The organism is Corallococcus caeni (genome assembly GCF_036245865.1).
Taxonomy (GTDB): Bacteria; Myxococcota; Myxococcia; order Myxococcales; family Myxococcaceae; genus Corallococcus; species Corallococcus caeni.
Genome location: NZ_BTTW01000006.1, coordinates 398,199 through 410,216 on the forward strand (window position 1 = coordinate 398,199; position 12,018 = coordinate 410,216).

General features: G+C 71.2%; 10 protein-coding genes. 6 read left to right on the plus strand and 4 right to left on the minus strand.

The annotated features are described in order from the left end of the window. Positions 1-77 precede the first annotated feature (77 nt). Positions 78-1,454, minus strand: coding sequence for an ELWxxDGT repeat protein (locus AABA78_RS25950; RefSeq protein ID WP_338266776.1), 1,377 nt, complete (start codon positions 1,452-1,454; stop codon positions 78-80). A gap of 318 nt (positions 1,455-1,772) precedes the next feature. Here AABA78_RS25950 and AABA78_RS25955 point away from each other — a divergent pair, with 318 nt between their 5' ends. From AABA78_RS25955 to AABA78_RS25970, 4 genes are read left to right on the plus strand one after another with little or no spacing between them, the layout of a single operon-like run. Then, positions 1,773-3,143 (plus strand): TAXI family TRAP transporter solute-binding subunit, encoded by a 1,371-nt coding sequence (locus AABA78_RS25955; protein WP_338266778.1) that lies wholly within the window; start codon positions 1,773-1,775, stop codon positions 3,141-3,143. Then, complete coding sequence (locus tag AABA78_RS25960) at positions 3,140-4,156, plus strand: nucleotidyltransferase domain-containing protein (RefSeq protein ID WP_338266779.1); 1,017 nt, start codon at positions 3,140-3,142, stop codon at positions 4,154-4,156. Before AABA78_RS25955 ends, AABA78_RS25960 begins: the two co-directional genes overlap by 4 nt. A 22-nt stretch (positions 4,157-4,178) precedes the next feature. Then, positions 4,179-5,774 carry an MBL fold metallo-hydrolase gene (locus AABA78_RS25965; RefSeq protein ID WP_338266780.1) on the plus strand — a complete coding sequence of 532 codons (1,596 nt, stop codon included), beginning with the start codon at positions 4,179-4,181 and terminating at the stop codon, positions 5,772-5,774. Beyond that, the gene (locus AABA78_RS25970; protein ID WP_338266782.1) at positions 5,771-7,519 is read left to right on the plus strand and encodes an ABC transporter ATP-binding protein; all 1,749 of its coding nucleotides are present in this window, start codon (positions 5,771-5,773) and stop codon (positions 7,517-7,519) included. The genes AABA78_RS25965 and AABA78_RS25970 overlap by 4 nt, the downstream gene beginning before the upstream one ends. 24 nt (positions 7,520-7,543) lie before the next feature. Here AABA78_RS25970 and AABA78_RS25975 read toward each other — a convergent pair whose 3' ends face one another. Next, on the minus strand, positions 7,544-7,882 hold the full coding sequence (locus tag AABA78_RS25975) for a TerB family tellurite resistance protein (RefSeq protein WP_338266784.1): 339 nt from the start codon (positions 7,880-7,882) through the stop codon (positions 7,544-7,546). A gap of 157 nt (positions 7,883-8,039) precedes the next feature. Between AABA78_RS25975 and AABA78_RS25980 the strand changes: the two genes are divergently transcribed. Continuing rightward, on the plus strand, positions 8,040-9,113 hold the full coding sequence (locus AABA78_RS25980) for a helix-turn-helix transcriptional regulator (protein WP_338266786.1): 1,074 nt from the start codon (positions 8,040-8,042) through the stop codon (positions 9,111-9,113). On the opposite strand, the gene AABA78_RS25985 is transcribed toward AABA78_RS25980, so the two are convergent. Beyond that, complete coding sequence (locus tag AABA78_RS25985) at positions 9,108-9,989, minus strand: alpha/beta hydrolase (protein ID WP_338266788.1); 882 nt, start codon at positions 9,987-9,989, stop codon at positions 9,108-9,110. The two genes, AABA78_RS25980 and AABA78_RS25985, sit on opposite strands and share 6 nt — an antisense overlap. Positions 9,990-9,991: 2 nt before the next feature. Next, positions 9,992-10,954 carry a TIGR01777 family oxidoreductase gene (locus AABA78_RS25990; RefSeq protein ID WP_171421573.1) on the minus strand — a complete coding sequence of 321 codons (963 nt, stop codon included), beginning with the start codon at positions 10,952-10,954 and terminating at the stop codon, positions 9,992-9,994. A gap of 235 nt (positions 10,955-11,189) precedes the next feature. Between AABA78_RS25990 and AABA78_RS25995 the strand changes: the two genes are divergently transcribed. Further along, positions 11,190-12,008, plus strand: coding sequence for an endonuclease I family protein (locus AABA78_RS25995; RefSeq protein WP_338266789.1), 819 nt, complete (start codon positions 11,190-11,192; stop codon positions 12,006-12,008). The last annotated feature ends 10 nt before the right edge of the window (positions 12,009-12,018 follow it).

Here is a 12,018-nt window from a genome sequence, read left to right on the forward strand (position 1 = left end):
CACGGTCACCCGCCTGGAGCCCGGGCGGGGGGCCGTCCCCGCGTCCGGCGCAGGCCGGGGCGGGGAGGCGGGTGCGCCTACTGTGCGTCTTCCGGCGCCAGACAGGTGCCGCCGAGCACGCTGGACCAGAGCTGCGCGTTCAGCGTGTCGTCGTAGGCGCTGAAGTAGACGCGGCTGCCCTGGCGGAAGAACTCGCGCGGGTAGGAGGAGCCCCCCTGCGCCGGCGCGGCGATGTTCTTGAGGAGGCGCGTTCCGGAGGGCGTGCCGTTGCTCACCCAGGGCTCGATGCCCGTCGCGGTGTCGTAGGCGCTGAAGAAGACCAGGCTGTCCGTCACCGCGTACACCGGCGAGCCGTACTCATCCGACAGGCTCAGCGGCCGGCGCAGCAGCGTGGTGCCCCCGGCCGTGCCGTTCGTCACCCACAGCTGCGTGTCGCGAGGGGCCGGGCCGTTGCTGCCGATGGCCACGCTGAAGTACAGCCTCGAGCCGCCCGGCACCTGGCTCACAGCGTCGATGTACGGGAACGCCTCGCCCTGCGACGCGTAGTCGTTGGGCAGGGTGACGACGGGCTCCGGGTTCCCGCCCGCGAGCGGCACGCGGTAGAGCACCATGTACTGGGTGCTGTAGGAGGTCGTCGTGACGTACGCGTACCCGCCCAGCGCGCCCAGCACGCGCATGGAGCGCGTGGCACCGAACGACGCCAGTCGCAGGGTGCCGCCCGCCGTCCCATCCGACTTCCACAGCTCCGACAGACCGCTGCTCTCATCCAGCTTGAACAGGGTGAGCGCGCCGGAGGTGCGCACGTCGTTCGGGTAGGTGTCAGGGCCCGCGTCCAGCCGCTTGAGCTGCACGGTGCCCGCGGCGGTGCCGTCCGTGCGCCACAGGGAGGTGGCGCCCTCCAGCTCCCGCACGAAGAACAGCAGCGCGTTGCCTGACTTCGCGTCCAGGTAGCTCACGTCCACGGTGGTGCCGAAGTCGCGCAGGCGCACCGTGCCCGCGGTGGTGCCGTCCGACTTCCACAGCTCGTAGCGCGTGGTGAAGACGGTGGCGTCGAACACCTCCCGGAAGAAGACCAGCGTGGAGCCCGCCGCCGTCAGGTGCGTGAGGTACGAGTCCTCCGCGCCCGGCGTCACGTCCTTCACCAGCCGGGTGCCGGCCGTCGTCCCGTCGCTCACCCACAGCTCGTTGCCGTGCGCCGCGTCCGGCGCCTGGAAGAAGAGCTGCGTCGGGGTGGCGGTGAGCTGCGAGAGGAGCGGTGTGCTGGTGCCCGCCGTCGCCGGGAAGCCCTTCACCTCCGTGGTGCCCGCGTCCGTGCCAGTGCTCCGCCACAGGGCGCGGCGGCCGTCCTCGAAGTTCACCGCGAAGTGCAGCGTCCCCTTGAAGTCCACGAAGCCGCCCGGCCCCATCGCGAAGCGCGGGATGCCCAGCTCCGAGGGGGGGAGGAGGGTCTTCACCCGCTGGGTGCCCGCGGCGGTCGGGAGGCAGAGGCCCTCCTCCGTCACTTCCGGGGCCGAGGTAGGCTCCTGTGCGAGACCGGCTTCCGTCTGCTCTTCCGGAAGCGCCCCGCCGCAGCCCACCCCCACCACCAGCAAAGACACCGCCCACCCGCCGCGCCAACCCATGCCGCACCCCTTCAGAAAGGCCTGGGAGGGAGGGTGTGTCGCGCAAGGGGTTGCGCCAAGTGCCCCTGGGTCGGGACGTGCCTGCCTGCCTGGACCGACGCGGTGTGCGGCGGGGCCCCGCACGGCGCGGTCGGTATACTGCGCATCCTCATGAAGACGGACACGTTGAAGGCGCAGCTCAAGCGCACGTTGCGGCGCGACCTGTGGATCGCCATCGCGCCCGCGACGGTGCTCATCGCGGTCGCGTTCGCGGTGACGTTCTATTTCGTCAAGCCCGCGCCGCCCAAGACGCTGGTGATGGCGCTGGCGCCGGACGAGGGCGGCTTCAACTACATGGCGAAGCGCTACCAGAAGTTCCTCGCGCAGCACGGGGTGACGCTGGAATTGCGCAACACGAAGGGCTCCGTGGGCAGCGTGGCGCTGCTGAACGCGGAGGACAGCGGGGTGGACATCGCCTTCGCGCAGAGCGGCACCACCGGCGGCAAGGGGCAGGAGGTGCCGGAGCACGTGGCGTCGCTGGGCAGCCTTTCCTACGTGCCGCTGTGGGTCTTCTACCGGGGCGAGCCCGTGGACGACGTGTGCGGCCTGGCGGGCAAGAGAATCGCGGTGGGGCCCGAGGAGAGCGGCACGCGCGCGCTGGCGATGACGCTGCTCCAGGCGAACAAGGTGGACACGGCGCCCACGCAACTGCTGCCGCTGGACCGGGACGCGGCCATCGAGGCGCTGACGCAGGGCCGGGTGGACGCGGTGTTCCTGGTGTCGCCGGCGGAGTCGCCGCGCATCCAGAAGCTGGCGGCGGTGAAGGACGTGCGGCTGCTCAGCTTCACGCGCGCGGAGGCGTACACGCGCCGCTACCCGTACCTGTCGCGCCACGTGCTGCCGCAGGGCGTGTTCGACTTCGCGAAGAACGTGCCGGACCAGGACGTGGTGCTGCTCGCGCCCAACGCGCTCCTGCTGGCGCGGGACTCGCTGCACCCGGCGCTCGCCTATCTCCTGATGCGCGCGGCCAGTGACATCAGCGGCTCCGCGGGCCTGCTGGACAAGACGGGCGAGTTCCCCGCGCCGCTCGCGGCGGGCTTCCCCCTGAGCAGCGAGGCGAAGCGCTACTACGCGACGGGCGTGCCGCTGCTCCAGCGCTACCTGCCGTTCTGGGCGGCGAACCTGGTGGACCGGCTGTGGGTGATGCTGGTGCCCATCATCGCGGTGGTGGTGCCGCTGGGGCGCGCGGTGCCCGCGGTGTTCCTGTGGCGGGTGCGCTCGCGCATCCACCGGTGGTACGCGCGGCTGAAGGAGATTGAAATCCAGCTGGAGGAGGACCCGGACCAGGAGATGCTCCAGGACATGCTCAAGCGGCTGGAGGAGGCGGAGCGCGAGGTGAACCGCATCGCGGTGCCCATCGCCTACGCGGAGAACCTGTACTTCTTCCGCGAGCACGTGGACGTCGTGCGCCGCCGGCTCACCCGCAGGCTGGCGGGCGCGCCCGAGCACAAGGAAGCCCACCCGATGCAGGTGACGGCGTGACGGACGTGGAAGAGGTGTCGCTGGTCGGGCTGACGGAGGACATGGGCGTCAACGCGCTCCTGTTCGGCTTCGTGGGGCTGTACGCCCTCACGTTCCCGGGGCGCGTGCGGGCCTGCTACCTGGTGGGCAGCCACGCCACCAGCGAGGCGGTGGGGGAGAGCGACCTGGACCTCACGCTCGTCTTCAAGGACACGTTCCTGCCGGGCGAGGAGGACCGCTTCGAGCGCTTCCGCATGGCGGTGGGCCCGCTGGCCCGCTACCCGCTGGACCTGAACGCGGTGGAGGAGGCGCGGCTCGTCGCCGAGGGCGAGGTGAACCTCAAGCAGAACGCGCTGCTCATCGCGGGCGAGGACGTCCGCGACCGCGTGCCGCTGATGCCGCTGGAGGCGTGGACGCGCCACAGCATGCACCAGCCCTACCGCTTCATCGAACGCGCGCGCGCCCGCCCCGAGGACGCGCCCCTGCGCTTCCCCTTGGCGTACCCGGACGCGCGCGGCGAGCTGTACGGCTACGACTACCGCGAGGTGACGGACGCGCAGGGCCAGCTGCACCGGGGCTTCAAGGAGTTGGTCACGCTGGCGTGCCGGATGGCGACGGCGGCGGTGGCGCTGGACGCGGGCCGCCACACCTTCTCCAAGCGCGACGCCATCCAGGCGCACCGCGCGCACCTGAACGACGCCTGGACGCCGCTGTACGAGTCCATCTTCGCGCTCCGCCAGAAGTGGGGCTACCGCGTGCCGGAGGACGCGGCGGCGAAGGCCGCGCTGAAGGACGCGTGCGCGCGGATGCTGGACGCGGAGAACGCCTTCCTCGCGCGCTACCGCGACTTCCTCCTGCTGGAGCTGACGCGGGGGGCGGTGCGGGACCGGGTGCTGGCGGCCCGGCGGCTGGGCGACATCGCCTATCCGGACGCGGACGTGCCGCAGGCGCTGAAGCGGCTCTTGGAGTCCCCGGAGCCCTCGCTGCGCGAGGCGGCGCGCGAGTCGCTGGCCCGGCTGGCGAAGGCCGCCTGAGCAACCCCTTGAAGGAGTGTTGATGTCGCGCCCCCCGGTGTACCTGAAGCAGAACGTCGTCGCCGAGCCGCTCCACAACCAATGGTACGCATGGTGGTTCCTGGCGTCGCCCATGACGGCGCCGCTGTTCGTCGCGAACCTCCACGTGAAAATCATGGAGTCCTTCGTCGCGAACCCCGCCATCCACGTCGCGGCGCTCAAGAGCCCCGCGCTGCGCGGCGGCCCCTACCTGAACTGCGGCGTGGAGCGGGTGGGGGAGGTGAAGGCGCTGCTGGAGCGCACGCTCCAGGAGGAGTCGCTGGCCATGCGGTACGCGGCCGCGATGCGCGAGCTGGACGCGCTGCTCGCCTCCGCGGAGGGCTACTCGCTGGAGGAGCTGTACCCGCGCGTGCCGGACCTGCTGCGCGGCTACGTGGAGCTCACGTATGACCTGCGAAACCGCGCGTCCGCGCGCTTCTTCGAGCCGCTGCTCTACCGCAGCCCCTTCCACCGCGAGTCCTCGCAGAGCGTATCCCTGCGGCTGGTGCACGGGGACGCGCGTCCGTATGTCTTCAGCACGCCCCGGCTGGACGACTCGCGCGAGGGCGACCTCCAGGTGCGCCTGCCCTTCCGGCACGAGGCCTGGGACACGCTGTTCGCGATGCGGCGCACGCCGGCCCCGCTGGAGGCGGTGCGCGACGCGCTGGGGATTGCCCCCCAGGACGGGGACACCTTCGCCACCTTCTTCACGCCCGAGCCGCCCCGGCCCGCCCCGCGCTACGACGGCGACGGGGTGCGCGTGCGCTACTTCGGCCACGCGTGCGTGCTGATTGAGTCCCGCCACGTGAGCGTGCTCACGGACCCGGTGGTGAGCTACGACTTCCCCACCGACCTGCCGCGCTTCACCTTCGCGGACCTGCCGGAGCGCATCGACTACGTGCTGCTCACGCACGGCCACGCGGACCACCTGATGTTCGAGCCGCTGCTCCAGCTGCGCCACCGCATCGGCACGGTGGTGGTGCCCGCGGGAGGCGGCGGCGCGCTGGTGGACCCGTCGCTGAAGCTGATGCTCCAGCACGCGGGCTTCCGCAACGTGGTGACGCTGTCGGAGCTGGAGTCGCTGCCGGTGCCGGGTGGCGAGCTGGTGGGCCTCCCGTTCCTGGGCGAGCACGGCGACCTGGACGTGCGCGGCAAGCTGGCGCACCTGGTGCGGCTGGAGGGCAAGGCGCTGCTCATGGCGGCGGACTCCAACGCGCTGGAGCCCCGGCTGTACGAGCACGTGCAGCCGTACGTGGGCCCCATCGACATGATGTGGCTGGGCATGGAGTCGGAGGGCGGGCCGCTCAGCTGGATGTACGGGCCGCTGTTGCCCGCGCCGCTGTCGCGGAAGATGGACCAGTCGCGGCGGCTCAACGGCTCCAACGCGGCGCGCGCCATCGACATCGTCCAGCGGCTCAAGCCCCGGCAGGTGCGCATCTACGCCATGGGCCGCGAGCCGTGGCTGGGCCACGTGATGGTGATGGGCTACCACGAGCAGTCCCCGCAGCTGGTGGAGTCGCGCAAGCTGCTGGCGCACTGCCGGGAGCACGGCGTGGACGCGGACATGCCCTACGGCCAGGCGGAGTCCTTCCTCCGGTGACGGCCCCCGACCGTGGTTCCGTCTCCGTGCGCCGCCTGCTGGGGCTGGCCTGGGAGGAGCGCCGCGCGCTGGGCGTGGGGCTCTTCTTCCTGGTGGTGGCCACGGCGCTGTCGCTGGTGCTCCCGCAGGCGTTGCGCGTCATCGTCGACGAGGCGCTGGGCGCGAAGGACCAGACGGTCATCGACCGCATGGCGCTGGGGCTCGTCGTCGTGTTCGCGGTGCGCGCGGTGTCGGATGCGCTGCGCTTCTACTTCTTCAACACCGCGGGGGAGCGCGCCGTGGCGCGGCTGCGCGAGGAGCTGTTCGCCCGGCTGGTGGACCAGGAGGTGGCCTTCTTCGACATGCGCCGCACGGGGGAGCTGACCAGCCGGCTCACCGCGGACACCACCGTGCTGCAGCACGCGGTCAGCAACAACATCGCCACGGCGCTGCGCAGCGGCGCGCAGGCGGTGGGCGGCCTGACGATGCTCTTCTACACGTCGCCGTCGCTGGCGCTCCTGATGGTGGCGGTGGTGCCGCCGGTGGCCATCGCGGGCGTCGTGGTGGGGCGGCGCATCCGCCAGGCCTCGCGCCAGGTGCAGGCGGCGCTGGCGGAGGCCACGGGCGTCGCGGACGAGGTCTTCACCGGCATCCGCACCGTGCGCGCCTTCGCCGCGGAACGCCACGAGGTGGCGCGCTACCGGGGGCGCCTGTCGCAGGTGCTGTCGCTGATGTATCAGCGCTCGCGCCTGTCCGCGGCCTTCATGGCGGGCAGCGGCTTTGGCGGCCTCCTCGCGGCGGCGCTGGTGCTCTGGTACGGCAGCCGGCTGATGATCCGCGGAGACCTGTCCGTGGGCAGCCTCACGTCGTTCCTCGCGTACACGCTGCTGGTGTCCACGGCGCTGAGCGGGCTGACGGACCTGTGGGGGGACTTCATGCGCGCGTCGGGCTCCGCGGAGCGCGTGTTCGAGATGATCGACCGCGTGCCCGCCATCCCGCTGGAGGGCGGGGAGCGGCCCTCCTCGCTGGCGGGGCGGGTGTCGTTCCGGGACGTGCGCTTCGCCTATCCCTCGCGGCTGGACGTGCCGGTGCTCCAGGGGCTGGACCTGGAGCTGGCGCCGGGTGAGGTGGTGGCGCTGGTGGGGCCGTCGGGCGGGGGCAAGTCCACCATCGCCGCGCTGCTCGCGCGCCTGTACGACCCGCAGGCGGGGGGCATCTGGGTGGACGGGCATGACCTGCGCGCGTTGGACCCGGGCTGGCTGCGCCGGCACCTGGGCGCGGTGGCGCAGGAGCCGCTGCTGTTCTCGTGCTCCATCGCGGACAACATCCGCTACGGCCGCCCGGATGCCACGGACGCGGAGGTGGAGGCCGCCGCCCGGGCCGCGAACGCGCACGACTTCATCCAGCGCTTCCCGGACGGCTACCGCACGGAGGTGGGCGAGCGCGGCGTGCAGCTGTCCGGCGGCCAGAAGCAGCGCGTGGCCATTGCCCGGGCGGTGCTGAAGGACCCGCGCATCCTGGTGCTGGACGAGGCGACGTCCGCGCTGGACGCGGAGAGCGAGCACCTGGTGCAGGAGGCGCTGGAGCGGCTGATGCAGGGCCGCACCACGCTCATCATCGCCCACCGCCTGTCCACCGTGGCCAACTCGCACCGGGTGCTGGTGCTGGAGGGAGGCCGGGTGGTGCAGAGCGGCAGCCACGCGGCGCTGATGGCCCAGGAGGGGCTCTACCGGCGCCTGGTGGAGCGGCAGTTCGTGGCGGCCTGAGCCTCCAGGCCGCCCGCGGGGACGTCAGGGCGCGATGCCGAGCAGCTCGCGGATCTGCCGGGCCATCTCGATCTCGGACTCGTGCACGTGGCCGTCGCCCGCGATGAGGGCGTGGACGGCGTCGAGGACGGCCTTGGGGTCCTCGCGCAGGACGCCCAGGTTCGGCGGCGGGAGCGGGAGGCCCTCCTGGAGGCAGCGGGTGAGGGCGCTGAGCTCCGTCAGGGGCACGCTGAAGCCGCGCGCGGTGTCGATGATGGAGTCAATCTCCTCGCGGGTGACGCGGTCGTCGCTGGTGGCCACCTGGAGCAGGAGCTTGATGACTTCGATGTGGAACTGGGACTCAGGGGGCAGCGGGGCAGCCATGTGGGTCGGGTCCTCCGGGGGCGGTCCAGGCTGACCTGCCTGGGGGGGAGTCGTCCAGCACGACGTGGCCGCCCGTCCTGTCCATACCTCTTTGGAGGGATGGGCCCTGTTTCAGCCCCCGTAATACTTGTTGAGTATTGGCAACGGGAGCGTACCCATGGGCAAGGCACGGAAGTTCCTGTCACGTGAGCAGGCGTTGATTTCGGAGTTGAAGGAAGCGCTGGGGGAGGCGCGGACCCTCGAGGACGTCTACGAGGCCCTCTCCCAGGCGCTGCTCACGCTGTGCGAGGCGGACCACCTCGCGGTGGGCTGCGCGAATCCGGATGGGACGGCGGGGCTGCAATGGAAGACGAACACCGTCCAACCCCTCCTCAAGAATTACGCGGACTGGGTGCAGGATGACTTCGTCTTCCAGTCCACGTTGGTGCACCCCAACCAGGTGCTCAGTGACGTCCAGATGCTCCGGGGCAAGCCCCTGTCGGAGACGGAGTCCTTCCGGCGCAGCCAGGGCGCGGGGCTGAAGCTGAAGCGCGTGCTGGCGTCGCTCCTGTTCACGGAGGAAAAGGAGCTGAAGGGCGGCATCGCGATGTATCGGGAGTCCGCCCAGCCGTTCTCGCTCCGGGCGCAGTGGTTCCTGCAGCAGATCATCCCGTACATCACCCGGACGGTGGCCCGGCTCCAGGAGTTCTACGCCCTGCGCTTCGAGCGGGACCTCCTGAAGGCCATCGCCATGGGCTCCAGCCCGGTGCTGGTGTTGAACAGCCTGGGGCGGAAGGTCGCGGACACGGGGCCGGCCATCCCTCTGCTGGAGCGGTGGTTCGCGCCCCACGAACTCAGCGACGGGGTACCCCGGGAATGGATGGAGCGGGTGATGGCGCTGTCGCGCTTCGACGTCGCGGTGGATCCCCGGCTGGAGTCGCTCACGCTGGAGCGGGGCGCGGAACGGATGGACGTGACGTTCAGCCAGTCCTCCGTCATCTGGGGCGGCCGCAAGCTGTGGCAGGTGCGCATGCACGAGCGTGCCCACTGGCTGCGCCCGGACTGGAAGGCGAAGCTCACCGCCCAGGAGTTGCGCGTGGCGGACTGCCTCCACGAAGGCCTGGCGAACAAGGAGATTGCTCCCCGGGTGGGCTGCTCCGTGGAGACGGTGAAGGTCCACATCAAGTCCATCTTCGAGAAGACCCGTACCCACAGCCGCGCGGAATTCGTCGCCAAGGGCCGGCGCTCATAGCGCGCGGTCGAAGAACTCCCGCAGCTTGCGTGCGTAGCCTTCAGGGTCCTTCTGGGCGTACTCGCCGTGGGCCGCTTCTGGCACCACCCACTGCTCCTTGGGCTCGCAGGCCGCGCGGTAGAGGCTTCCGTCCAGCTTCTGGGGGCCGTCCGGGTCGCTGCCTCCGTTGATGAGCAGCAGCGGCCGTCCCTCCATTCGGCACATGCCGTCCACCGGCCGCACCGCGTCCACGTCGATGCCTTCCCGGCGCAGTCCCCACAGCACCGCCCAGGTGCTCAGGCCGTAGTGCGAGCCCATGTCGCCCGCCAGGTCCGGGAACGCACCGGCCACCGCTACCGCCTTCACGCGCGCGTCCTCCTGCGCCACCAGCAGCGCCGTCGTGCCTCCCATGGAGAAGCCGAACAGGCCCACCCGGCCCGCCGTCACGTCGGGCCGGGCCCGCACGAACGCCAGGGCCGCGCGCACGTCCTCACGCTCACTGTCGCCCCAGCCGACGCCGTCGCCTTCGCTCTCTCCCTGGCCGTGCAGGTCGAACAGCAGCACCCCGTGGCCCCCGGCCGCCAGTGTCCGCGCCTCGAAGAGCACCCGCGTGCGGTTGTCCGCGAAGCCGTGCACCAGCACCGCCGCCGTCCCGTCGCGCGACGGCACGTACCACCCGCGAAGGACCCGTCCCGCCGCCTGGAACGACACGTCCTCCAGGCCCGGCAGCGCGTCCGTGCCGGAGGGCCGCGTCACCGGGACGCGCGCCGGGTGCACCAGCCCGCGCGCCGTGCGCAGGCCCCGCACCGCCGTGAAGGCGCCCGTGCCCAGCACGCCAAGGACGAGCGCCAGCGCGAACAGCCGGACCCAATGGACGCGGTACTTCTTCGTGGACACGGTCAGCTCCGGACGGGCCCGCCGCCCGCGCGCCAGCGCTCGACGAGGTTCTTCACGGCGGTTCCCCAGTCGGGGTACTCGAAGGTGAAGCCCGCGTCCAGCAGCCTCCCGGGCACCACGCGGCGGCTCTTGAGCAGCAGCTCCGTGTCCGTGCGCATGAAGAACGCGCCCACCTCCAGCATCCACTTCGCCGCCGGCAACCCCACGCTCACGTGCGCCGCCTCGCGCAGCTTCGCCATCAGCTCCCGCTGGGGCAGGGGATTCGGCGCGGCCAGGTTCACCGGCCCGTCCAGGTCCTCGCGCTCCAGCAGCAGCATCACCGCGCGCACGAAGTCCTGGCCGTGGATCCACGACACGTACTGCCGGCCGCTCCCCGCCGGGCCGCCCAGCCCCCGGCGCGTCAGGCCCAGGAGCACGTCGAAGATGCCCTCCTTGTCCGGGCTCATCACCATCGCCGTGCGCAGCGCCACCTTGCGCGTGTGGGGCGTGTCCGCTTCCGCCAGCGTGCGCTCCCAGGCCTGCGCGATGTCGATGCTGCGCTTCCAGTACGCCGGCACGTCCGGCTCGTTGCCTCCGATGATTCCGGTGGCCTCGTCATTGGGCGCGTCCAGCCGGTGCGCGTACAGCGTCGCGGTACTCATCTGCAGCCACACGCGCGGCGGCTTCGCGGCCCGCTGGATGGCCTGTCCCACCACTCGCGTGGAGTCCACCCGCGAGTCCATCATCTGGCGCAGGTTCTCCTCCGTGTAGCGGCAGTTCACGCTGCGTCCCGCCAGGTTGATGACCGCGTCGGCGCCGTCCACCTCCCGCGCCCAATCACCCAGCGTGCGCCCGTCCCAGGACACCGTGCGTGCCTCGCCCCGGCCTCCCCGGCTGATGAGGACGACGTCGTCCCCTCGCGCGAGGAACGCCCGCGCCAGCAGTGCGCCCACCTGTCCCGTGCCACCCGGAATCACGACCTTCATGGATGCAGCCCCCTCGGTCCGTGCGTCACCCGGAGGCATAGCGCGCCCCCTGGCCGCGCCGCCCGGCCCCGGACGCCGGGCCCCCGGGCCGTCCTGGTACCGGCGATGAGCCCCGCTTTTCCGGGGACGGCCGAAAAAACCAACCGGCCCGGAGGGAAAATGCAGCGCGTCACGCAACCCGGACCGCGTCCGGACGAAAATGGGTCATCCCCCACCTCGAATCCCGAGGCCGTCAATGATCATCCCGTCCCGCCCGCTCTCCGCGCCCCGCACCTCGACGGCTTCCTCGTCGGCCCCGGCCTCCACGGCCCGCACCCCGAAGGCATTCTCCTCGGTGTCCACCTTCGAGGCTGGCGCGCCGGCGAAGAAGGCTCCGACGACGCCGGTGCCCCCGCCGCAGGTGCCGGTAGAGGACGTGCCGCCGTCCAAGCCGGATCCCCGCTACGACGGCCTGAAGGACCAGGCGCTGATCAACGCGCTGCACGACGCGGTCAGCAAGCACAAGGACCTGGGCTACAACGGCGCGCGGAAGATCATCTTCACCACGCTCGACAACCACGACGGCAAGGTGAAGTGCGTCTACACGGGCAAGGAAGTGGTGACGAACAAGATTCCCAGCAGCAACGTGATGAACACCGAGCACACCTGGCCCCAGTCGAAGGGCGCCACGGGCGCGGCGAAGGCGGACCTGCACCACCTGTTCCCCACCGACAGCAAGGCCAACTCCATCCGGGGCAACTGGCCCTTCGGCACGGTGAAGAACGTGAAGTGGACGGAGAACGGCGCCAAGTTCGGCACCGACGAGAAGGGCCGCACCGTCTTCGAGCCGCCCGATGAGCACAAGGGCAACGTGGCGCGCGCGCTGTTCTACTTCTCCACCGTCTACAACAAGCACATCCCGGCGGACGACGAGGCCGTGCTCAAGCAGTGGAACACGCTGGACAAGGTCGACGCCGCGGAAGTGAAGCGCAACGACGCCATCGAGACCTACCAGCAGAACCGCAATCCCTTCGTGGACGACGCGTCGCTGGCCGACCGCATCGCGGACTTCTAGAGTCCCGAGG